Raw genomic sequence first — 22,620 nt, forward strand, 5'->3', positions numbered from 1 at the left:
ATTGTTAACATTTTCACATTTAAATAACATCTAGGTCATGCGGTTATTCACGCTTTGCACAGAATAAAAATCTGAGAATTTCCGCCTGAGCAACAGCTCATTCTATGCGGCCATGGCAGAGGGATGCCGACGACCCTGTAGAAATCACAATAAAAAACGCTCGCCCGAGCCAGTTAAGCTGTATGGCATTCCAACGTTATTTACAAAACGGAAAAAGGATTTCAAGCATGATGCTAAACAAAAAACTGTCGCTACTCTTCATTGCTGTGTCGGCCACTTTAGGCACATCCGCATTTGCTGCCGATGTTGTCGATGTCGGCACTCTTAGAAGCGCGTCTTCAAGCAATAACTTAGTGTCTCAGTTCAGCTTAGACGCAGGTAGCCAACTCAAAGTCGAGAAAAAACTCAACCTAGGTCAAGGCAAGCAAAAACAACGTTTACAACAATATTTCCATGGCGTACCTGTTTATGGTTTCTCTGTTGCGACGTCACAATCGAGCATGGGCTTTTACAGCGACATGTCTGGGCGCGTATTAAAAAATATTGAAAAGTCGGCTGATTTTGTCAAACCCACTTTAACGGCTAACAAAGCGTTAGATATTGCGATCCGTGGCAAGTCTGACAAAGCCGTTGCAGGCCTAAAAGCTGAAAACAAACAAGCAAAATTATGGCTTTACCTCGATGATGCCGCTAAAACTCGCCTCGTTTATGTGACGTCTTTTGTGGTATATGGCGATGAGCCAAGCCGTCCATTCACTATGATTGACGCACACTCAGGTGAAGTGCTCAAGCGTTGGGAAGGGATTAACCACGCTGCAACCGGCACAGGTCCAGGCGGTAACATCAAGACTGGCCAATACGAATACGGTACGGATTTCTCTTACTTAGACGTTGAAGTGAGCGGTGACACCTGCACCATGAACTCACCTAACGTGAAAACCGTTAACTTAAACGGTGCCACATCAGGCACCACCCCCTTCTCTTATACTTGCCCACGCAATACAGTCAAAGAGATCAACGGTGCTTACTCGCCATTAAACGATGCGCACTACTTCGGCAACGTGATCTACAAGATGTATAGCGAGTGGTACAACACTGCACCGTTAACCTTTCAGTTAACGATGCGAGTTCACTACAGCAACAACTACGAAAACGCTTTCTGGGACGGCAGTGCTATGACCTTCGGTGATGGCGCAACAACCTTCCACCCATTAGTGAGCTTAGATGTCTCGGCACACGAAGTGAGCCACGGGTTCACTGAACAAAACTCAGGGCTGGTTTACGCAGATCAATCTGGCGGCATGAACGAAGCCTTCTCAGATATGGCGGGTGAAGCCGCTGAATTTTACATGCACGGCACAAACGACTGGTTAGTCGGCGCCGATATCTTTAAAGGCAGTGGTGCACTGCGCTACATGGCAGATCCAACCTTAGACGGTATCTCAATCGGTCATATCGACGATTACTATGATGGCATCGACGTGCACCACAGTTCAGGTGTATTCAATAAAGCTTTCTACACTTTAGCTAACTTACCGGGTTGGGATACACGCAAAGCATTCCAAACATTTGTAGTCGCTAACCAATTATATTGGACGGCGGACAGCTTATTCTGGCAAGGCGCCTGTGGTGTTAAATCGGCCGCAACTGACTTAGGCTTAAGTGCTGACGATGTGGTTACTGCGTTTGCCGCTGTGGGTATTACACCTTGTGAAACCCCACCACCACCGCCACCACCAGAAGCAACTGAGCTCGCGAACGGTGTTGCTGTGACAGGTTTAGCGGGTGCATCAGGTAGCAAAAAATACTACAAACTAGATGTCGCTAGCGGTGCAACTAACCTGAGCTTCAATATGTCAGGCGGCACTGGTGATGCGGACATGTATGTTAAATTTGGCCAAGCGCCAACGTCTAGCAGCTATGACTGTCGTCCATACAAGTCAGGTAATGCCGAAAGCTGTGCTATTGATCCTGCTCAAACGGGAACTTATTGGGTGATGGTCAGCGGCTATAGCAGCTACACAGGTGTAAGCCTAGTGGGTGCTTATGACGGCGATGACACACCAAATCAAGCTCCAACTGCAGGCTTTACTGCAAGCTTTGCTAACGGTAACGGCAGCTTCACAAGCACCAGTACTGACAGCGATGGCGACCTGACATCATGGAACTGGGATTTTGGTGATGGTACAAATGCCGCAGGTGCGAGTGTCAATCATCAGTATGCCGAGTCAGGCAGCTACACAGTCACACTGACTGTAACTGACAACGATGGCGCAACAGCAAGCACTTCGGCAGAATTTGCAGTTGAAGTGCCAGAAGTGGCGTTAGAAATGACAGTGAAAAACGCTAACAAATCTCGTCGCGGTAGCATACGTGTTGCACTCGAATGGGATGGTCACAACGCTGATGAGTATACTATCTTCCGTAACGGTGTTGCTGTGGGTACTTCAAGCAGCTCATCGTTTATTGACCGTTTCACCGACCTAGCTGGCGCAAGCTTCACCTATAAAGTATGTGAAACTAACGGCCCTTGCTCAAACGAAGAAACCGTTAACTTTTAATCACATAAGATAATCGTATCGTGGCGCTAGCGTAAAACCCTAGCGCTAATTCATCGATTCACTTCTCGTTTTCTTGTTAATGCCACTCAGCCCTTTTGAGTGGCATTTTTTATGGTCAAACGCTCAGCCTCAGCACCTCATCAGGTTTGCCTTAAGCTGTTGCCCCTTGCCTCACACGTGGATGAATCGTTACTTCAAATGTCCACTTTCACCCACTGGTTTCTTCAGCAATTTACGTTGCAACGTCCGGCGATGCATTCCCAATTGGCGAGCCGTGGCGGACACATTGCCTTGGTTAGCATTGAGCACTTGCTGAATATGCTCCCACTCCAAACGCTTAGGATTCAGTGGCGAATCGTCGACTTCATCTTCTTGAAGAGTATGGGAATGTCCATCCATTTCCAGTGCGGCGAGCAAGGTTTGGGTATCCACAGGTTTAGCTAAATAATTATCGGCGCCGAGACGAATCGCTTCCACCGCAGTGGCGATACTGGCGTAGCCGGTGAGTAACACCATAGTCACCTTGGGTAGCAGATGACGCAGCGGCACAATTAACCCTAGGCCATTGGCTTCGGCAAGCTTCATATCTAAAAGAATATGGCTAGGACGAAATTCCCGCGCCACCAGCAGAGCATCACTGGCATCATGGGTTAATCGGCATTCAAAGCCATGGCGTGTTAATCGGCGCCCTAAAATACTCGCAAGGGAAAGGTCATCCTCAACAATCAACAAACGTTTCATGAACTTACCTCGTCACTAGCCTTAGTCTTGTGCGATACAGGCGGCGCCAGCTCCCTTAATATAGTGAAACGAATTTGCGCCACAGTGCCACCTTGGGGATGATTTGCCAAAATCAACTCTGCGCCCAAACGCTCTAAACTGGCATGACTGAGTAGCAAAGCGACACCTAAACCCTTGGGACTTTCTATGAGTAAGGTGCCCAACTGTGGCAATAAATCGGGCGCGATACCAGTGCCATAATCGCGGATCTGCAAGTAGATCTGCTCTTCGTTTGGCGCTATATCTAAACTGATATCCACCTGCGGCGCACCTATGGTTTCGGCGCTAGCGCGGGCAGCATTTTCAATCAAGGCCATGATGGCTGGCGTTAAAGTCATATCAGTCAGAATACTTTGCTCTGCCAGTTGTTCAGGCATACAAGTGATCAACCAATTCAGTTCAGTTTGCGGCATTAACAACAAGGTTTTTTGCTTTAAACTATCCACCAGCTCAATGATCTTTAGTGGGCGCTGGCGGCGATCGCGGATCGACTCTGTCGCTAATCTCAGCTCGGCAAGCGTATGTTCACAGCGACCTAATGCAGTTTCCATCTCGACAATCGTTATCGAGGTATCACTCATGTCTTCTTTTACTTCATCGAGTAATAACCTCAGACTCGAGAGCGGTGTGGCCAATTGATGTGCCATCTGCGCCGATACTGTGCCTAGGGCTAAGAGTTGCTCCTGACGCAATTGCCCTTCGCGCATATAGGCTAACTGCGCATCTTGACGGCGCATACGCTTAGTGATTAACGCCACGCTAGTTGTCATCACCAAAGCTGAAATCACAAAGTTGAACCACATGCCTAAATAGTGGGAACTCATGTCCATACCGTGATGCTGCATGGGGGATTCGGGCACAGTAAAGATCATCAGGCTGTAGGCAAAGGTTGAAATTGCCGTCAGTGCCCAAGGCGCCCAGATTGGCAAAGTCACAGCCGCAAGTGCAATCGGCAACAGTAATAACGAGATAAACGCATTGGTCGCACCGCCGGAAAAGTGCAACCAAGATATCCAAAATAGCGTGTCTAAGCTGAGCGCAATAAAGAGGCCGCGCTCCTTAGCAAATAAGGGTTTACGTAGCGCCAATGTGAGCGAAAGGTATAACACCTCCAGCACTAACACATGCACTAACGGCTCCATTTGCAGGCTAAGACCAAAAGTATCGGCGGCAAACGTGGTTAAGCCTATTTGCAGCAGCAAACCTAAGGTTCGCAGTAATGCGACTTGGTCGGCAGCCTGTAGACTGGTCCCTAAGATCTTAGCCATGGCGATTCCTACAGAGTGAGTCCGAGCGTGGCAAGTGCACCACTCGATTGTGTTAATGCTTGGCGCACGCCAGTGGCAAAATTAATTTCAGAACAAATCCCCAGCGCAGCTAAACGCGCACAGCTTAAGGTGCAATCCCTTGGCCGCTTGGCGTTATCTGTCGGCGTAGACTCAGGCGTTAAGTGCGCGGTACTGAGTTGTAAAATCTCCCCTAAGGTCAACAACATCTGATACTTAGTCATAGTCTCTGCGGCGCTAAAATGATAAATCCCCTGCACTATTGGCGCTACAATATGTTGTGCAATCATCTTGTCTATGGCTTGGGCAATATCGGCGGTCGAGGTTGGACTGCGTATCGCCCAATGATCAACACCCTGAACGCGACGCTCAATCAATTGGTTAACCAGCACTAGCACAGCAGATTCACTCAGCTTTTCTACTTGACCGTAAAGGATTGGCAAACGTAGCACGGCAAAATCAGCGCTAGTGTCTAGCACTATTTCCTCGCCCTTTAGCTTAGATTCACCATAAAAATTAACCGGATGAGTTGCTGCATCTTCAGCATACTTAGGTTGAGTGCCATCGAACACATAGTCAGTGGAAATATAGATAAGCCAAGCATTATTGGCCTTAGCTGCCATAGCTAAGGCTTGGCTGGCGGCTAAGTTAAGCGCCAATGCCGCCTGCGGATTTTGCTCGGAAACATCGGGGCGACGCTCGGCGGCGCAGTGCACTATCACTTGCGGTTGCTCGCGGGCGATAAATGCCTCGACATCTAAAGGGGCGGTAAGATCGAGTTTATGCACTCGTTCACTTGCGCGGCTAAAACCTGTGGCCACAACCTCATGTCCTGTTAATTCAAGCTGTTTTACGACAGCTCTGCCGAGTAGCCCAGTCGCCCCCGTGACCATAATCTTAGCCATATCGCCCCATTCAGTTTCAACGCATATTTATGGCTAACAATTCTAAAAGCTTTTCATATTCAACGCACTTGTTTACTCTTCTAAACCAAACTTACTTAGGGTTAACTCATGCAAGATTAACCCAAATACCCATAGGCAGAATTTGAGTACGACACTTCCTCTGATATTAGCTGGCCCCATGCTGCGCCACTGCGATGCCTCACACTTTACCCTGTGGTTTGTGAGTCGTGAGCCATTAACTGAACTTAAGCTGCGTCTTGGTGAGCAAGAGTACCTGTTGCAGGATGCCGATTTACACTATGTGCCACTTGGGCAACATGCCCATCAATATCTAATAATACTGTCGCGCCCAGAGTTGCTCGCGCCCAATATCGTCACACCTTACCAAGTGTCTGCCGCTCAGCATGGTGATATTTTTGCCACGATAAGCCAGCTAAACTACGGCGATGCGTCGACGCCAAGTGTACGTTTTACCCCTGAATTAACCCAAGTATTCCACGGTTCCTGCCGCAATCCGCATCACCACAGTGACGATGCACTGGTCGCCGCCGATACCCATTTAGCCAAGATAATCAACAGGGGTGCGGAGGAGGATCGCCCAGCACTTATCATAATGAGTGGTGATCAGGTCTATATTGATGATGTTGCGGGACCTATGTTAAGCGCCATAGGGCAAGTCATCGATTTGCTTGGTCTTAAACATGAGCAATTTGAAGGCGCGAGCATCACCACTAGTGAAGACATTCATTATCAGCCCGCATATTTGTATCAACGGCATAAAAACCTGTTGCCTCATACCCAATATCCGGCCAAAACCGCGCTGTGGCGTTGGTATCGCAATCACCCCATTTTTACCTCCTCCATCGCCGTAAATCATTTGGTCAGCCTAAATGAAATCATCGCCCTGTATTTACTCACTTGGTCACCTGAGCTGTGGGAATTAGTGAATATCTCGAAGGATGTCGACGGCTTATCACCCGCCAATATCGCCCGCTGGCAAAATGAGTGGCAACACTTGCTTGGCTTTAAAGCTGGGCTGGGGCAAGTCAGGCGCTTTATGGCGCACATTCCCGTTTATATGATGTTTGATGACCACGACGTCACCGATGATTGGAACCTTACGGCTAAATGGGAACAAGCGGCCTACGAACACGCATTTTCGAAACGCATCATTGGTAATGCCTTAATCGGCTACACCTTATTCCAAGGACTTGGCAACGCGCCTGATAAATTTACCGCAGATATCCGCCCGCTGCTCGATGCGTTTTTTGCGCGACAAGAAAGCGAAAGTCAGGATCTGCTCATCGATGAATTACTTAAATTTGAGCAGTGGCATTACACCTTAGAGTCCTCACCCAAACTGGTCGTGCTCGACACGCGTACCCGCCGCTGGCGCAGTGAATCTAATCTCGCAAAACCTTCCGGCTTGATGGATTGGGAGGCGTTAATGGATTTACAGCAAGAGTTACTCGGCCAGTCGAAGGTCATTATCGTCTCACCTGCGCCCATGTTTGGGGTCAAGTTGATTGAAGCTGTGCAGCGTACAGCCACTCTAATCGGCGGTTCCCTGTTAGTAGACGCCGAAAACTGGATGGCCCACCCGGGCGCCGCCAATGCACTGCTGAGTATTTTTATGCACCGTAAAACCCCAGAGGAGTTTGTGATCCTCTCCGGCGATGTGCATTACTCCTTTAGTTACGACATCAGTATTCGTTTTAGACGTAGTAGCCCTAACATCTACCAAATCACCTGCAGCGGTATAAAAAATCACTTCCCTGAGAAGCTGTTACCGATTTTCGATAAACTCAATGGCTGGTTTTATGGCCACTTTTCACCACTTAACTTGCTGACAAAACGTAAACGTATGTTGCTGCGCGGCAGGCGACCAAATGATGAGCCGAGTAAACGTCTAGTGAATAAAAGCGGAATAGGTATGTTGGAATTAGCAGATGATGGTGCACCAACAAAAATTGCGGTTTTACATGGCGATATGAGCGAAACCCTGTTCGAACCACCCAAACAGGAATAACAGATTAAACGGGTTTATTATGTTTAACCGTTTCAGGCTGAGTGGCACCAGAGCCAGAATCCATCAAGGGCGTATTTTTGGATAACGCCTCATCGGTTTTGGCAGGTTTTGGCTGAGCCTGATTGAAAATCAGTGCTTCTGGCTGCGACTTATTCGACGGTTTTTCATGCGCCATTTGATCCCAAATGATCTTAGGGCTTTGATCTCGCTCGGCATCGGCTTCTGCTGTCGATGCGCCTGACGAACTTGGTTTCTTCGGTTCAATCACCGCACTCGCCTTACGGATCTCGGCGGCAATATCATTCAGATAAGGCTGCTTAGTCCAGTCACCAAAATACATGGCCCCCACTAATACTGCAGCGCAAAGCAAGATAGAGAAGATCGCAGATTTGGTCATAATGGACTTCCTTTAAACAATCGTAATATGGCTCCCTATGGCAGAGACTCAGATACTGCAGATTGTATTCATACCATCGCAGGGCCAAGCACACAATTGCACCCGATTATTTCCTTTAAACAGACTGGAAATAATGCTTTCCGCTGACTAAAACTCAAAACCTTGACATTGCATGTCGTGGTGCATCCCGCTCACTGGGTCAATAAAACGTAACCGCTCTGCCATCAACTTAAGAGGCGTCGCAAAGTTATCCGGCCCTTTGGGTAATAAGCTTGGATAAAATCTGTCGTTTAACAATGGCATACCTAAGCTTTGCATATGCACACGAAGTTGGTGAGTTTTACCGGTAATCGGGCTCAAATGAAATAAACCGACATCGCCTTTTATGGCCACTAAACTGATTTCGGAATGGGTATTTGCCTCGCCTTCCACGATTTTCATGGTAAAGCTCGGGTCGCTCGGCTGCATGCGGTTTGTTACCGTCCAGTGCAAGGGCAAAGTTAAGCAGCCCTGTTGATATTGTTCAATAATCTCAGGAGTCAATTTGGCAATCGCTTGATAGTCTTTACGAATCGCATCGTCGATAAATAATTGATGATAGAGCGCGCGGGTTTCAGGCGCGACCGTCATCAGGATCACTCCAGCGGTTTCACGATCAAGCCTATGAGCGGGCGCGATAGTATCAATGCCAGTACGCAATCTTAGTCTATGCACCAAACATTCGTTCACATAGTTGCCACTTGGCGTCACAGGCAAAAAGTGCGGCTTGTAGGCCAAAATGACATTGTCATCTTGGAATAGGATCTGTTCTTCGAAGGGGATTTTCGCTTCAACCGGCACTTCACGGTAGTAATACACCCGTGCCGCAGGGCGATATTCAGTGTCCAAGGCGATCAAACGGCCATCCCGCCAATGCACTTTTCCATCGAGGATCCGCTGACGCCATACATCTTCACCTATACGGGCAAAATGTTGTGCGAGAAAGGCAAACACTGTGGGTTTATCTGTGACATTCACAGGAAGCACTATGTAAGAAGGTTGGGCGGCGCGGGCAGATGCAGTCATATCACAAAAAAAGCGGCTATAGAAAGCCGCTATTCTAGCCTTTTTGTGGTTTTTCAGTCCACATGGGACTTGATGAGTTGCAGCACGAAGTCCAAGGTTTTATGGCAATCTGGCTGATTCACTAACACTAATTTATCTTTGTTATACATAGGCAAAACCTCGAGCCAGCGTTGGCTCACCCAAGCGGCGTCTTCCAAATGCACTTGAGAATAGAGCTCAAACAGATCGGGATTCACTTCATAAAATTGCTCTAATGCGGCGCTTATCAACTCAAATTCACCTTTAATCGGCTCTTCTTGCCAGTTACGGCAAGGTAAAGTACGCGCCATCCACAGCTTATCTTTGGCCTGTGCCGCTGAGAGGATGCTGACGCGTTGACGCCCTTCGAGCACTATGCTGAGTGAATCATCTTCTAGCTGATTAAAATCGATAATGTCACATTGGGTGGCAGTGGGATAACAGGGCGGACTACCACTGGGTCTAATGGTGGCAAAGGCGAGCACATACTTTCCCTTGAATACATCGGCCACCATGCGCAGATGACCGGGGTCAACCACACGAACCTCCACCCGTCCCTGTGGCAGTAACAAGGCATCGCGCATGAGTAACGCCATTTCTCGTGTTTGCATAGCAACCTCCTGCCCCAAATAGAAGGAAACGAACTCAATGCATTCGTATTTCCTATTATTGTAGAGTGTAGCAGGTGAAAGAATTTCCTTCCTGAAGCCGCTGAGCGCACAAAGAAATTTGCGACCCCGCTATTTTGAATCAAGACATTTCAACCACGTCATGTCAAACCCAGCTTTCGAGACCAAATCACTTCAACCTAAAAGTGTTCTAGCCGATCCAGCACATTTCCCCTCGCAACAACCGAGGCAAACTCCTCAGCAAGACGTTCACTCAAAGCCACAGACGTACGCCAATATTGCATCCGCTGCGCCGTGTCCAGTTGCTTAAAATCTTCACGGTCGGGGATTTTGCCAAAGGGCAATGAAGCGACAAATTCGGCCGATGGCGCCAACACTAGCGCATTGTGATAATTAGCGCGACCTTGGCGCCACTTCAAGGATTTATCGAACCATCCTGGGCTGATAGTCGGATAAAAATGCGGATACAGCGTCAGCCCCTTGGCACAGGATAAAGGCAAATCAAAGTGATAGTCAGTAATGCCGCCATCGTAATACTGCCCATCGGCAACACCTTCAATTTGGGACACAGGGGCCAGCAATAAAGGAATCGACCCCGTAGCTAACATCACAGCATCGACATTAGCCTCAGTTAATTCAACCTGCTGACTGGGTAAATCGTTGAGTTGCAAAAAGGGAGATGCTGCAGCTTGTTGGCTAAAGACCACACGCTCAAAATGCCAACCTAAACTCCGACGGCTCACTAAGTTGGTCGCCGCCGTCATCGCCAGCCCCGCCGCAAGCGGAAGCTTTGCCGTTAAACGATTTAAATGTTTAGCACGGCACACGACGAAATGACTGTGAATATGAGCGTTATTAACGATCTCACTACCACCACTGACGCCTAAAATCCCCTGCACTACGCCTTTAACTTGTGCACTGACTTCCTGCGGGGTTGTGTCGTAACGCTGACCAATATAAAAATCCTCTAAGCGGCCATAGGCTGCGAGGGGATCTTGCTGCGCCAAACACGCTAAACGCCACGCCCCTGAAGAAGCGCCGAGTGTATAAAGCGGTGTTTGTCTGTCTTTGAAAAACTCAGAAAACAGATACTTATCTAACCCAGCGATACCAAGCCATTTAGGTCCACCAGAGGCGGCAAGTAGCTGGGTAAAATGCTCAGATTTAAGGCCTTGTTCTGCCAAGGTCTTAAATGCCGTTGCTCCCGCGAGAAATCGTAACGCTGACAATTCTATGTACCTTAAAACCAATGCCATTAGAGCAAAATAAAATAGTAAACCACGAAGGTATACGTCAATAAACAATTCATATCATCGAGTTAACTCAGCCGCAATGTGCATGCGACAACGTGTATTGTGCCGTACGAAGCCTCAAAAGCACGCAGGTCGATAGTGAGGTTTTCATCAATATATTCAACTGCATTTTAAATATTATTTAGAACACTAGGCTCTGAGTTAGCACATTTACGTCTAAATGTAACAATTGTTACAATGATAACCTTCTCGGCATCAGATTGTTATTTTATCTGCACACCTAAGTTCGAATATTAGGTTACAAACATCATTGAGAGGTTTTTATGCGTCTAGCCGTTATCGCATTGGCAGTGTCATCCACACTGGTTATTCCAGCAGTCCAAGCCGAAGAGCAACAAACCGGCTTCGAAAAAATCGAGATCATAGGCTCACGCATAGCACTTCGTACGGCAACTGACAGTGTTGCCCCGGTCGATATCATTACTGCCGAACAACTCGAATCAACAGGTATGACCGAAACAGCTAAAGCGCTGCAATTTGCGGCGCCAAGCTATAGCTTTCCATTCTCCTCGGTGACTGACGGTTCAGATGCGGTGCGCCCCGCGAGCTTACGCGGTCTGTCGCCAGACCACACCTTAGTACTCGTAAATGGCAAGCGTCGCCATGGTTCTGCTCTAGTACATTTAAGCGGCACTATGGGAAAAGGCTCCTCTAACGTCGATTTAAATGCGATTCCAATGACAGCGATAAAACGCATTGAAATTCTCCGAGATGGAGCCTCGGCACAATACGGTTCAGATGCGATTGCTGGCGTAATTAACGTGGTACTCAAGGACAGCGATCAAGGGGGAAGCGTCTCGGCGCAAGCCGGACAAACCTACATAGGTGATGGCGAGCAATGGCGTGTGGGTGTAAACCACGGCATAAGTTTAAGTAACGATGGCTTTGTGAATGTAGCCCTCGAAGCGCATCACAAAGACAGCACAAACCGCGCAGGGTTAGATCCACGGCAGCAATACCCTAAGTTAGCAGATGGCTCAGCAGATCCGCGCGAAGCGACATTTAACCGTAAGAGCCACCACGTTGGTGATGCCGAATATGATAATGTCGGTTTGTTTATCAATGCGGTTCAGCCTATATCTACCGACGGAAAACTGTATGCCTTTGGTGGTATTAGCCAACGTGAAACTAAATCGGGTGCTTTTTACCGTTTAGCTCTCGATGCCCGTAACTTACCCGAAGTGTATCCTGACGGTTTTTTACCGCAAATTAACCCCAAAATTATCGATTCATCTCTTACCCTAGGCTATGAATTCAACCTGAGTGACTGGGATATTGATGCCTCAGTGGGATATGGCAAGAATTCATTTAACTATAATATCGTCAATACCTTAAATGCTTCCTTAGGCCCTGAAACTCCTACCGAGTTCGACGCAGGAACGTTATCGACCCGTGAAGCCAATATCAATTTGGATATTTCCCGTTATTTTGCCTTTATAAACGATTCTGAAATTCTGTTTGCGACCGGTGTTTCATGGCGCCAAAACGGCTATGAAATTGAAGCCGGAGAAGAAGATTCGTATATCAATGGTGGCTATAATGGCAAAGCGGCGGGTAGCCAAGGCTTCACCGGTTTTACCCCTGAGTCTGAGGTTGATGAAACGCGCGATAACACAGGCATTTATGCCGAACTTGAAAACCAATTAACCAACGAGTTTTACTGGGCGGCAGCGCTACGCTACGAAAACTACTCTGACTTTGGCGGCAACACGAGCTGGAAACTCGCGGGTCGTTACGATTTTACCGACAACTTAGCCCTGCGTGGCACTATCAATACAGGCTTTAGAGCGCCGAGCGTACAACAGCTGTACTTCAGCAATATCTCGACGTTGTTTAATCCCGATCCAGTGACGGGGCAACTGGTTCCTATTGAATCAGGCACCTTCAACACCTTATCACCAGTGACAAAGGCGCTTGGAATTAACGAACTAGAACCTGAAATATCGCAATCATTTAGTCTCGGTCTTGTTTATACCAATAACGCTGGCCTCGCGGTAACACTCGACACTTACCAAATAGAGATTGATGATCGCATCATCTTATCTGGCTCCCTAAGAGCGACTGATAGCCCTGCGGTTGCAGCGGCACTTGCGGGCACCAATGCCGATTCAGCACGATTTTTCGTCAATGCCGTCGATAGCCGCACTCGCGGGGTCGATCTCGTTGTTAGCCAAGATATTGATATTGGCACTTGGGGCGATTTACAGGCGAATTTAGCCTATGCCTATAATAAAACCGAGATCCAAGACATCAATCTGCCATCTATTTTAGGCGGATTAGACAAGAAACTCTTTGATAGTATAGAAAGAACCCGCATGACGTCTGCCACGCCGCATAACACGGGCAGTATTGGGCTGACCCATGAACTCGGGGATTTTAAAACCAATATCCGCTTAAACTACTTTGGTGACTACAGTGAAGGTTATTCAACGGGTGATGTGAACTATAGCGATCAGTGGGTGATGGATCTGTCGGTAAGATACGCCGCCACCAATGCGCTAAGCTTTACGGCTGGGGTGCAAAATTTATTTGATGTGTATCCAGAAAAACGACCTGATAACAATAACTTCAATGGTATCTTTGTATACCCATTAACCAATACCCCCTTTGGTTTTAATGGTGGTTACTACTTTTTAGAAGCCAAATACACTTACTAAACTCGTTTTAGCTAAGTTTAATAATACTTGATGTAGAAACAGGTCATTCAGTGGCCTGTTTTTTATGCCGACATGTTTAGACCTGCTTCCAATCGACAAAGCTTATGTCCTAACTGTGGTGATCGGATTATAATCTTTACCATTCGCCCATTTCACTTCCACTATGTCGAGTAGCCGATGATCGTCGATACCTTAAAAAACCGCCATATTTATCAATCCTTAAGCCCTCGGCTTGCGACTGCATTAGAACATCTAGCGACGACCGACTTTAGTCAGCTACCCGTAGGCAATTATCCCCTCGATGGCGACAATATTTTTGTGATAGTGAATGACTATCAAACCAAGCATAAGTCGACAGAACCCTTTGAAGTTCATCAAAAATATATCGATGTGCAATATGTTTTCAGCGGTGAAGAAGAGTTTGGTTACTTGCCACTAGCGGAGCAAACACCCTCGAAACCCTATTTTGAAAAATACGATTACGCCGAGTTTGATTACGAGGCAAACCAAGCCAATGCCTCTTATATCAAACTCAAAGCAGGCATGTTTGCGTTATTTTTCCCCGGTGACATTCATATGCCCGGCACAGGCGATATCGCCACGGCGGTGCGTAAAGTCGTGATAAAAGTGAAGATCTAAACCTTAAGCCATCTTTGCCGAACCTGAGCGTTCGATTTTTAGAGAAATAGCAACTGAAGAGCGCAGTGATATGCGCTTTGGCTATTTCCGATTAAAGCCAAATATTGCTAAAATTGTCACAAATTTAAAGGAGAGTCCCTGAAATGCCCATTTACGTTGTCGGTCACAAGATCCCCGATTCAGATTCAATCTGCGGTGCTATCGCGTTAGCCTATTTAAAAAACCAAATCGGTGAAGAAGCCATTGCCGCACGTTTAGGTGAATTGTCACCCGAAACCGCTTTTATTCTGGAACGTTTCGGCTTCGAAGCACCGGAATACAAAACCAGCTACGCTGGCGAGCAAGTGTATATCGTTGACCATTCAGAACTGACTCAAGCACCGGATGATATCGCCCAAGCGACTATCGTCGGGATTGTCGATCACCACAAGCTAGGCGATCTCACCACAGATACACCGCTAGAATGCTGGATCCGCCCAGTGGGTTGCAGCAACACAGTGATCAAGATGATGTTCGACTTTTACCAAGTCGCTATCCCTAAAAATATCGCTGGTATCATGATGTGCGCTATTTTGAGCGATACAGTGATTTTCAAATCACCGACTTGCACCACTGCAGACATTCGCTGCGTTGAAGCATTAGCTGAAATCGCCGAAGTTGAAGATTTCAAAGAACTGGGCATGGAAATGTTCAAAGTGAAATCAGCCGTGCAAGGCACACCAGCACGTGACTTAGTAATGCGCGACTTTAAAGACTTCAACATGAACGGTAACTTAGTCGGTATCGGCCAGTTAGAAGTGATCGACCTGTCAGTATTTGACGATATCAAGGCCGAGCTAGAAGCCGATATCAAAGCGCTCAAAGTGGAAGGTAACCGCCACAGCGTTTTATTGCTGCTGACTGACATCATGAAAGAAGGTTCAGAGTTGTTGATTGTGTCTGACGATGCGGAGCTGACCCAACGTGCCTATGGTAAAGATACCGTTGATGGCAAAGTGTGGTTAGACGGCGTATTAAGCCGTAAGAAACAAGTTGTACCACAGCTACAAGCAGCATTCGCCTAGACATAATATCGTCGCCGAATCGCAACAGTAATAGCGTATTAAGGCCGAACTCAGTTCGGCCTTTTATATTTTTAAGACAAAATTGATATCCTCAGTGCCTTAGCCCTGCTAATCACTGCAAATGAAAACGGGCATGAAACTTTGCTCATAAATCTATCCAACCAGAGAAGTTGGCGAGTATGATGACCCTATCGTCACATTGATTTGATCACTTTCATCTATGCCAGAAGCGCTACAACATATCATCACAGAACTCACGCCTTGGCTGCAGCAATATGGTTATGTTCTGCTATTTGTCGCGATTGCTGTCGAGGGTTTTGGCATTCCGGCGCCAGGACAATCCTTATTAATTGTCGCCAGTTTATTAGCCGCTACAGGGCAAATGTCACTGCCATTGGTATTAATCGTCGCTGCTTGCGGAGCACTCTGCGGTAACTGTTTAGGATATTTTATCGGCTGGCGCTTTGGCGACGTATTACTCAAAAAAGGGTGGATAAAGCCGCCATTGGAAAATAAAATCCACAGCGTTATCGGTCAATATGGCATTGCCGCTTTAGTGCTGAGTCGTTTTGTTGAGGGATTAAAACAATTTATGTTTATCGGCTGCGGTCTCGCTAAAATGCCACTAAAACAATTTGTGATTGGCAATGCTCTCGCCACCAGCATTTGGGTGACGCTCTTTGGATTAGGCCCAGTGTTAATCCGCGATGAAATCGCTCCCATGCTGGCGTTTTACCACCAGCATAAATACCCCACATGGGCCATGGTCAGTCTGATACTCGCCGCACTAATCACTTTTACTTGGCGCAGGTGGCAAACCAAAAATCCGCAGTAACAGCTTTAGAGTCTATTCTTCCGATTCCTTTTGGATCATCTCTATCACCTTATGAGCTTTAACAAAATGGTCTAAACGATGAGTTTGAATCCACCAAGTTGCGGCTTCCATAAGTAGCTCTGGATTATCATTTTTATTCGCAAAGAAAGCGTAAAATGAGAGGCCGACATTATCGCCTTTAGTCTCAATTTTTTTATGACAAACAGTGATGATTTTTGCTCTTAACTCAGCTCTCATATTGACTCATAAAGTTTATTCACCAGCTTATTACCTATTTTCAATGACATACAACACTAGATGTATCCCCTATCACTTACTCCGTACAGCTACCGATCACTTTATGCCTTCAGTTTCAACCTTAGGTTGAGACTCTGCGCCGTCATTTGGCTTAGCCTCAGGCTTTGATTCCGGCGCTTTAATTGGCGCGGGTGACGCCTCAGTCGCAGCAGGCTTATCTTGTTCCTGTGATACGTTTGGCTCCTGCAATGGTGCATTAACCTTAGGTGTCGGTGAACTCTGCTCTTCAGGTAAAGGCTCGACAATAATCACTGGCTCTTGTGGCACAGGCGTTTCACCTTCGGTAGATGTTGCAGCTTCTGACTCTGGCGCTAAGGTGCCGAGATCTTGGTTTGCAGGGCTTTCCACCGCATGTTTAGGTAATTGATTTCGATATAAATCAATCATACGCATCACCTCAGACAAGGCTTTACCATGCTCTGGAGTGAGAATGCCATTGTGCCCAGAGACGATTTCGTCAGACACGGCCAGTACCCATACGGCTTGCATATTGGCATCGGGGCAGGTTTGCACGGTACGACGAGCCTGCAGGCGAGCACGAATTTTCCAGCCCGATTGAGGCAGCGTCATCATACAGCCAGGGATTTGATCGTGCGCCATCAAGGCCGAAGGCATCTTCATTGGCGTGGTGCAATTGCCACCAGAGCATTTGTCAATATCGTGAGTAATAGCCCAAGAGTTCCCGACAGCGCGCTCGCCGTCCTTGATGTAATTGAAGGCTTCTTTTACTGCAAAATCCCCCTTCGATTGCAACACCACCATACTCGGTTTTTGTCTATCTAAGCTCACCAACGTATCTAATGGCTGATACTCTTTAGCAGGTACGGCGGGATTTAACAGTAAGAATAAATTAGGATTATCCTGCTGATTATCAATGGCGGCTTTGATGCGATCTTTACTCGCATGCAAAACAACAGCACCGCCAAGACTATGGCCAATCACAGTGTAACGCAGCAGTTTATGCTGTGTTACTAAGCTATCAAGCTTATCCAGCAGCTGTGATAGACCTAACTGCCCGATACGTTTAGCAACCCGTTTACGCTGTAAAATAGTAGGAAAATCTAAGGGTTCTATCCAACTTTTTGCATCATCTGAGCCATCGATCCAAAAAGGATCGTATTTATCGCCCCGCCAGCCAATATACAAACCCAACAAGTTGCGCTGGGTATCGGACGCGGCCATTTGCTGATAAAACTGCTCAAAGGCAATAAAGTTTTCATCCTTAGGCTCAGCGCTATGATGCCAGCCATGGACAAAAATCAATAATTCAGGGATCTGTGCAGGCTCTGGGTGTAAAATTCGCGTCTCTAAACCTTGCCATTGCCTTTCGTCGTGGGGCTGACCTTTATCATTAAACTCAATCACATGAAAATTTTGCTTAGCGATATCAGGGCCGGGGATGTGGTAAGCCTGATCTGGAATAAAAGGAAGTAGGACACAAAGTAATAACAACATTAAAAACAGTAACTTGTACTGAGTAAACTTTTTCAGGCTCATTTATAACAACATAATTAACGGCCAGGCTAGGCCAAAATAGACGTGCTGAAAGGGACTAACAGCAAAATTGACGAAATTATACGCTAACGCAATTAAGCCAGCTAGTGCCTAAGTTGCTTTTCATCTGAACAGCAACGCTGTTTAACGCCAAGTATCGGGAAGCGTGACTTGGCTCCATAACTCTTGGCACAGCGGCTGACTATTGTGCCAGTCGCCACCGTTAATCCATTTAACCAGCGTATCCCCCACCTTTGGATATGCAATTGGATTAGGTGATGCCGTTTTAAGCCAGCGCTTAACTATGTTCACATCGAGACTCATCATGCTATCTGCAGCCGCTAAAAGTTGTAACGCCGCCACATTCGATAACTGCTCAAACTGGCCAATCAGTGGTTTGACTAAGAGTTTTTTACCTAAGGTTAATGCTTCGCTGGCAAGCTCAAAGCCCGCATTGCCTATCACACCACCGCAGCTGGCAAGATGTTGCTTAAACCCCTCACGATTAAAACCGTGCCATTTAATATGTTCAGCAACTTGGCCTTTAGGTTGTTGGCTGTGATATACCAAAAACTGATAATCAGTAAAGTGAGACAGAAAGTGAGCAATCATATCCGCATCTTCAAAAGGCAAATAAACTAAAATCTGATGCGTGTGTTCGAATGGGCTGGCATCCACTTCGACAAAAGGCGGCAAAATAGGGAAGCCAAAATGATGCCAATGACACCCCAGCGCCACATCCACTGGAGCAAAATAATTGAGCAGCATCTCATTAAACCAAGTGCTACCGAGTTTTGGCACCGGATGAGTTAACGCCGCCTGATGGCTAATCCCAATAGATGGCACGCCTTGGCGCCGCGCAGCCCAAGCAGAGACAGGTTCAAAGTCGTTGAGTACTAAATCGTAGCAACTGAGATCTAATGCTTTAATATCTTTAAATAACGACAAGGACAAATTTTGCCGGACTGTTTGTGGCACATTAACGCGCCCAGAGCACGTCGCAAACGTCATTCCCGCTTGAACGCGATAATCGCCAAAGCACTCCATATCGAAAAACTGATCAGGCTTGCGCCCCGAAAATAGAAAGTCCACTTCAATATCTTGTTTCATCAATGCTTTAGCCATGACGCGTGCACGACTTAAGTGGCCATTCCCTGTGCCTTGAACTCCGTAGAGTATTCGCATTACGTATCCTTAAACTGATGAGTGAAGGAGAATTCCCACTAATGAAATGATTAACAGGCGCATATTTGAATTAAATCACTGGATGAACCAGCAATACCGACCCAATCCCCAATGAGGCTCCCGCCAGAATATCTAAGGGATAATGCACGCCAAGTGCAATACGTGAGCCCCCTATGCTAAAAGCCCATAAATACGCCACAGGAGCCGCCGCTGGATAGATTTGCGCCACGCTCGTTGCCATCACAAAGGCCGCAGCTGTATGACCAGACGGTAAGCTGAAGCGATCCGATGGTTCAAAACCACTCTCAAATCCCACTAATGCATGGCATGGCCGTGTGCGACGAATACTATTTTTCAATAGTAAATACAGAGGTAACTCAACCAAAAAACTCGCTAACATCAAATTAAATAGAGCCTGTCCTTGAGCGTGCGTCAGCATCAAACCCACGGACAAATATAAATACACATGCCCATCGCCACTCGCTGACACCCGCTTTGCATGGGCATATAAACCATGGTGCTGGGTGAAGCTCACGATATGGCAAAACATTCGCTTATCTAAGTCTGCAACGTAACTCAACATAAAACAGGCTCCTTGCTGGCATACCAGCGAGTTTTACTGCGATGTTTATCTGTGCATTCTCTCGACGACGCTTAGAGTGCTTAGTCTGAAACCAACCGACTCACCAAGGCTCTATTCACGATTGAATTCGTTATTGACTGCTCACGGCTAATTTACTGTTTGCTAATAGTTAAACCTAAATCACATTAGCTAAAGCACTATTAGATAGCTTGAGACTAAGAAAGACCTGTGACGGCTAAGTGACATCTGCTCGAAGGTTTTATGACAAGAAGCATGGCTGAGGTTTTGATCTAGAAGGATTCTAGAGACGTTATGCTGGGGCTAAGGGATTTATTTAGAAATAGCGATAGGACTGAGACAGGATATTGTGTTGCTCTAAACGTTAATCTCAAGAGCAACACAATCCAATAAAACTTAGGCTGCGGCGGGAGTATTTGCCTTAGCACGGTAAATTTTTGTCAAATGGTAAATATTAATACAAGCAACAAACGCATTCATGCCGGCCACAGGCCAAGCAGAAATAAACACCCCATAAACCACAAACAGAGTGCATCCTACAAAATTCAACCATCGCAACCAAATGATATTCTTCATCATTAGAGAGATCGCCACCATTATAGAGGCAAAATAACCAATAATTTCAATCGTATTTACAGCTTCCATAGGCACCTCTCGAAGGCCCTCTACCGTCCATAAGCGTAACGGGGGGTCCATGCCCCTAAAGCAAATTAAGTTAAGTAAGTTAATTTAAACTTGGGATATAATACCAAAACGCGCAACAGAGTTGTAATAAAAAACCGTTATTTAATGACCAATATCAAGTTTTACCGAATAAATTCTATAGTGTGACGAAAATTTACTACAGATGTGTTAACAGCCAAGTGGCAACAATACCGTGATTGGTAACACTTTTCTTTTCAATAATCCCTTTTATACTGGCGTAAACTCGCTAAACTGTACGCAACGCGGATCAATAGGAGTGTAAATATGGAATACAACACCTCAGAACTATGTGACATGTACTTAGATGTCGTAGATGTAGTCGAGCCCATGTTCAGTAACTACGGTGGTTGTAGCTCTTTTGGCGGTTCTATTAGCACCATCAAGTGCTTTGAAGACAACGGCCTAATTACCGAAGTCCTACAAGAGGATGGCCAAGGTAAAGTCTTACTCATTGATGGCGGTGGCTCATTACGCCGTGCGCTGATCGATGGCGCTATCGCAGAACTTGCGGTCAGCAACAACTGGGAAGGCATTATCGTTTACGGTTCTGTACGCGATGTGGATGCATTGGAAGAATTAGACATTGGTATTCAAGCCCTTGCCTCTATTCCAGTGGGTGCTGATGGCAATTCAGTGGGCGAAGTGGAAATTCCAGTCAATTTTGGCGGGGTGACTTTCTTACCCGGCGATCACATTTATGCTGATAACACAGGCGTGATTTTATCACCTGAACCACTCGACATTGAGTAATCTCACTGTTCAGTCAAGAAAGCCAGCTAAGCTGGCTTTTTTATTCACTATTTTCAGCGTTTCCCCATTGAATCCTCGCCCCACTCTGGCCACAATAGCTCGACTCTGGCCGAATAAGAATATCAATCTATGCCTGAATTTATTCCTTTTACCCATACCGATATCGCCTCACTCGTCAGCACAAGAACGGGCGAAACTAAGCTAGGCCAATGCGTCCACCTGGCCAATCACGAACACACGTTAGAGACCATACTCGCGACTGCAAAAGCTCACGGTGCATGCTTTGCCATTATCGGCGTTGGCGAAGATATAGGCCCACGTGCCAATTTAGGCCGCGGCGGTGCAACCGATGCGTTCACAACCAGTATGCGCCAATGGCTCAATTTACAATCGAATCGTTTTCTTTCTGGCGCCGAATGCCTAGTGTTAGGCCAAGTGAATACCGCCGATCTGCAGCAACAAACTACGAGCAATACAACAGATAACACTAACGTCACCCTAGATGAATTACGTGATGCGGTGGAGCAACTCGATGAGCGCGTGATCCGCATCGTCAGTGCGATTTTAAAGGCGGGTTTAGAACCCATACTCATCGGCGGCGGCCACAACAATGCCTATGGTTTGTTGATGGCAACCTACAGCCACTATCAGCGCCAAGTCGCCGCGGTGAATCTCGATCCTCACTCGGATTTTCGTTTGCTTGAAGGCCGTCACAGCGGTAATGGTTTTAGTTATGCAGCCGATCGCGGCGCCTTAGGTTGCTACCATGTACTGGGTTTACACGAGTTAAAAAACAGCGAAGCCAACCTAAGCCAACTCAGCGAATTTGGTGGCACTTGGCATAGCTTGCAACAAATTTGGGTGCGCCGTGAAATCAGCCTTAGCCAAGCTTTACTTGAAATCGCCGCCAAACTTAATGACACAGGTTTACCCGTAGGATTAGAACTTGACGTCGATGCTATCGCTAAAATGCCCAGTAGCGCTTCAACCGCTGCAGGTGTGCCATTGCTCGATGCGGCGCATTATGTCAGCTATATCGCCCGCCACTGCCCATGCGCTTATTTGCATTTAGCCGAGGCTGCGCCAAGTTGCCACGAAGCTGGGATTGAAGCCGGATTCAGGGATATTGGCCAAAGCCTAAGCGAGCTTATCTACGCTTATGTGCAGGCTCGCATGCAATTTTTGGCACAATGAATATCACCAGTTGCACCCAACTGGGCGCTAAGCTATTCACCAAATCCTGATATTGTGGTCTAATGCCTGTCCATTTTACGTGGTCGCTAAGCACTTAATCCTACGACTGTTCAGGAGTGCCTCAAGCTAAGGCATTGCAGTTAGTTTACTAGCTCGATCACAGAGTGATAGATCAAAGATTCAGCAAATGCAGGCGATGGCTTACACTCGCAACTA

General features: G+C 46.9%; 20 protein-coding genes. 8 read left to right on the top strand and 12 right to left on the bottom strand.

The features are described 5' to 3' along the window. Positions 1-227 precede the first annotated feature (227 nt). Positions 228-2,561, top strand: a complete 2,334-nt coding sequence (locus HQQ92_RS17730) for a M4 family metallopeptidase (RefSeq protein WP_173247271.1) — start codon at positions 228-230, stop codon at positions 2,559-2,561. A gap of 189 nt (positions 2,562-2,750) precedes the next feature. On the opposite strand, the gene HQQ92_RS17735 is transcribed toward HQQ92_RS17730, so the two are convergent. The 3 genes from HQQ92_RS17735 to HQQ92_RS17745 are packed head-to-tail and all read right to left on the bottom strand — an operon-like array spanning position 2,751 to position 5,532. Beyond that, complete coding sequence (locus HQQ92_RS17735; protein WP_105251231.1) at positions 2,751-3,302, bottom strand: response regulator transcription factor; 552 nt, start codon at positions 3,300-3,302, stop codon at positions 2,751-2,753. Next, positions 3,299-4,609, bottom strand: a complete 1,311-nt coding sequence (locus tag HQQ92_RS17740; RefSeq protein ID WP_173247274.1) for a sensor histidine kinase KdpD — start codon at positions 4,607-4,609, stop codon at positions 3,299-3,301. The genes HQQ92_RS17735 and HQQ92_RS17740 overlap by 4 nt, the downstream gene beginning before the upstream one ends. Positions 4,610-4,617: 8 nt before the next feature. Beyond that, positions 4,618-5,532, bottom strand: a complete 915-nt coding sequence (locus HQQ92_RS17745; RefSeq protein ID WP_173247277.1) for an SDR family oxidoreductase — start codon at positions 5,530-5,532, stop codon at positions 4,618-4,620. A 178-nt stretch (positions 5,533-5,710) separates the two neighbouring features. Here HQQ92_RS17745 and HQQ92_RS17750 point away from each other — a divergent pair, with 178 nt between their 5' ends. Further along, positions 5,711-7,561 (top strand): alkaline phosphatase D family protein, encoded by a 1,851-nt coding sequence (locus HQQ92_RS17750; protein WP_173248710.1) that lies wholly within the window; start codon positions 5,711-5,713, stop codon positions 7,559-7,561. Between the two features lie 4 nt (positions 7,562-7,565). Here HQQ92_RS17750 and HQQ92_RS17755 read toward each other — a convergent pair whose 3' ends face one another. The 4 genes from HQQ92_RS17755 to HQQ92_RS17770 form a co-directional block, all read right to left on the bottom strand. Beyond that, positions 7,566-7,958, bottom strand: a complete 393-nt coding sequence (locus HQQ92_RS17755; protein WP_173247280.1) for a hypothetical protein — start codon at positions 7,956-7,958, stop codon at positions 7,566-7,568. 147 nt (positions 7,959-8,105) lie between these two features. Beyond that, positions 8,106-9,023, bottom strand: a complete 918-nt coding sequence (locus HQQ92_RS17760) for a pseudouridine synthase (protein WP_173247283.1) — start codon at positions 9,021-9,023, stop codon at positions 8,106-8,108. A 53-nt stretch (positions 9,024-9,076) separates the two neighbouring features. Next, entirely contained in the window at positions 9,077-9,652 is a 576-nt protein-coding gene (locus tag HQQ92_RS17765) for an LON peptidase substrate-binding domain-containing protein (protein WP_105251225.1), read from the bottom strand. 197 nt (positions 9,653-9,849) lie between these two features. After that, a complete protein-coding gene (locus HQQ92_RS17770; RefSeq protein WP_173247286.1) occupies positions 9,850-10,899 on the bottom strand; it encodes an alpha/beta hydrolase in 1,050 nt (349 codons plus the stop codon). A gap of 347 nt (positions 10,900-11,246) precedes the next feature. Between HQQ92_RS17770 and HQQ92_RS17775 the strand changes: the two genes are divergently transcribed. The 4 genes from HQQ92_RS17775 to HQQ92_RS17790 all read left to right on the top strand — a co-directional run bounded on the left by HQQ92_RS17775 (position 11,247) and on the right by HQQ92_RS17790 (position 16,178). Next, entirely contained in the window at positions 11,247-13,640 is a 2,394-nt protein-coding gene (locus HQQ92_RS17775) for a TonB-dependent siderophore receptor (protein WP_173247288.1), read from the top strand. Positions 13,641-13,817: 177 nt separating this feature from the next. After that, on the top strand, positions 13,818-14,279 hold the full coding sequence (locus tag HQQ92_RS17780) for a YhcH/YjgK/YiaL family protein (protein ID WP_173247291.1): 462 nt from the start codon (positions 13,818-13,820) through the stop codon (positions 14,277-14,279). Between the two features lie 143 nt (positions 14,280-14,422). Next, on the top strand, positions 14,423-15,343 hold the full coding sequence (locus HQQ92_RS17785; RefSeq protein ID WP_173247296.1) for a manganese-dependent inorganic pyrophosphatase: 921 nt from the start codon (positions 14,423-14,425) through the stop codon (positions 15,341-15,343). A gap of 220 nt (positions 15,344-15,563) precedes the next feature. Next, on the top strand, positions 15,564-16,178 hold the full coding sequence (locus HQQ92_RS17790) for a DedA family protein (protein ID WP_173247299.1): 615 nt from the start codon (positions 15,564-15,566) through the stop codon (positions 16,176-16,178). 12 nt (positions 16,179-16,190) lie between these two features. Here HQQ92_RS17790 and HQQ92_RS17795 read toward each other — a convergent pair whose 3' ends face one another. From HQQ92_RS17795 to HQQ92_RS17815, 5 genes are all read right to left on the bottom strand, one after another. Beyond that, positions 16,191-16,415 carry a DUF6500 family protein gene (locus HQQ92_RS17795; RefSeq protein WP_173247302.1) on the bottom strand — a complete coding sequence of 75 codons (225 nt, stop codon included), beginning with the start codon at positions 16,413-16,415 and terminating at the stop codon, positions 16,191-16,193. Between the two features lie 96 nt (positions 16,416-16,511). Next, positions 16,512-17,972 carry a thioesterase gene (locus HQQ92_RS17800; protein ID WP_173247305.1) on the bottom strand — a complete coding sequence of 487 codons (1,461 nt, stop codon included), beginning with the start codon at positions 17,970-17,972 and terminating at the stop codon, positions 16,512-16,514. A 141-nt stretch (positions 17,973-18,113) separates the two neighbouring features. Beyond that, on the bottom strand, positions 18,114-19,154 hold the full coding sequence (locus HQQ92_RS17805; RefSeq protein WP_173247308.1) for an MJ1255/VC2487 family glycosyltransferase: 1,041 nt from the start codon (positions 19,152-19,154) through the stop codon (positions 18,114-18,116). A gap of 70 nt (positions 19,155-19,224) precedes the next feature. Next, on the bottom strand, positions 19,225-19,737 hold the full coding sequence (locus HQQ92_RS17810) for a phosphatase PAP2 family protein (protein ID WP_105251216.1): 513 nt from the start codon (positions 19,735-19,737) through the stop codon (positions 19,225-19,227). Between the two features lie 414 nt (positions 19,738-20,151). Next, on the bottom strand, positions 20,152-20,400 hold the full coding sequence (locus HQQ92_RS17815; protein WP_113940145.1) for a YgjV family protein: 249 nt from the start codon (positions 20,398-20,400) through the stop codon (positions 20,152-20,154). 324 nt (positions 20,401-20,724) lie between these two features. On the opposite strand from HQQ92_RS17815, the gene rraA reads away from it, so the two are divergent. Next, the gene (gene rraA, locus HQQ92_RS17820; protein WP_105251214.1) at positions 20,725-21,210 is read left to right on the top strand and encodes a ribonuclease E activity regulator RraA; all 486 of its coding nucleotides are present in this window, start codon (positions 20,725-20,727) and stop codon (positions 21,208-21,210) included. Between the two features lie 129 nt (positions 21,211-21,339). Then, entirely contained in the window at positions 21,340-22,404 is a 1,065-nt protein-coding gene (locus HQQ92_RS17825) for a formimidoylglutamase (RefSeq protein WP_173247313.1), read from the top strand. Positions 22,405-22,620: the final 216 nt, after the last annotated feature.

It is taken from the genome of Shewanella sp. DC2-4 (assembly GCF_013248875.1).
Classification (GTDB): domain Bacteria; phylum Pseudomonadota; class Gammaproteobacteria; order Enterobacterales; family Shewanellaceae; genus Shewanella; species Shewanella oncorhynchi.

Bases quoted from the DNA above. Each gene is read 5' to 3' on its own strand.
- HQQ92_RS17750 (WP_173248710.1), top strand. From the start codon at position 5,711: ATGCTGCGCCACTGCGATGCCTCACACTTTACCCTGTGGTTTGTGAGT.
- HQQ92_RS17740 (WP_173247274.1), bottom strand. From the start codon at position 4,609: ATGGCTAAGATCTTAGGGACCAGTCTACAGGCTGCCGACCAAGTCGCA.
- HQQ92_RS17785 (WP_173247296.1), top strand. From the start codon at position 14,423: ATGCCCATTTACGTTGTCGGTCACAAGATCCCCGATTCAGATTCAATC.
- HQQ92_RS17825 (WP_173247313.1), top strand. From the start codon at position 21,340: ATGCCTGAATTTATTCCTTTTACCCATACCGATATCGCCTCACTCGTC.
- HQQ92_RS17775 (WP_173247288.1), top strand. From the start codon at position 11,247: ATGCGTCTAGCCGTTATCGCATTGGCAGTGTCATCCACACTGGTTATT.
- HQQ92_RS17765 (WP_105251225.1), bottom strand. From the start codon at position 9,652: ATGCAAACACGAGAAATGGCGTTACTCATGCGCGATGCCTTGTTACTG.
- HQQ92_RS17780 (WP_173247291.1), top strand. From the start codon at position 13,818: ATGATCGTCGATACCTTAAAAAACCGCCATATTTATCAATCCTTAAGC.
- HQQ92_RS17735 (WP_105251231.1), bottom strand. From the start codon at position 3,302: ATGAAACGTTTGTTGATTGTTGAGGATGACCTTTCCCTTGCGAGTATT.
- HQQ92_RS17800 (WP_173247305.1), bottom strand. From the start codon at position 17,972: ATGAGCCTGAAAAAGTTTACTCAGTACAAGTTACTGTTTTTAATGTTG.
- HQQ92_RS17730 (WP_173247271.1), top strand. From the start codon at position 228: ATGATGCTAAACAAAAAACTGTCGCTACTCTTCATTGCTGTGTCGGCC.
- HQQ92_RS17815 (WP_113940145.1), bottom strand. From the start codon at position 20,400: ATGGAAGCTGTAAATACGATTGAAATTATTGGTTATTTTGCCTCTATA.
- HQQ92_RS17805 (WP_173247308.1), bottom strand. From the start codon at position 19,154: ATGCGAATACTCTACGGAGTTCAAGGCACAGGGAATGGCCACTTAAGT.
- HQQ92_RS17795 (WP_173247302.1), bottom strand. From the start codon at position 16,415: ATGAGAGCTGAGTTAAGAGCAAAAATCATCACTGTTTGTCATAAAAAA.
- HQQ92_RS17755 (WP_173247280.1), bottom strand. From the start codon at position 7,958: ATGACCAAATCTGCGATCTTCTCTATCTTGCTTTGCGCTGCAGTATTA.
- HQQ92_RS17745 (WP_173247277.1), bottom strand. From the start codon at position 5,532: ATGGCTAAGATTATGGTCACGGGGGCGACTGGGCTACTCGGCAGAGCT.
- HQQ92_RS17810 (WP_105251216.1), bottom strand. From the start codon at position 19,737: ATGTTGAGTTACGTTGCAGACTTAGATAAGCGAATGTTTTGCCATATC.
- rraA (WP_105251214.1), top strand. From the start codon at position 20,725: ATGGAATACAACACCTCAGAACTATGTGACATGTACTTAGATGTCGTA.
- HQQ92_RS17760 (WP_173247283.1), bottom strand. From the start codon at position 9,023: ATGACTGCATCTGCCCGCGCCGCCCAACCTTCTTACATAGTGCTTCCT.
- HQQ92_RS17790 (WP_173247299.1), top strand. From the start codon at position 15,564: ATGCCAGAAGCGCTACAACATATCATCACAGAACTCACGCCTTGGCTG.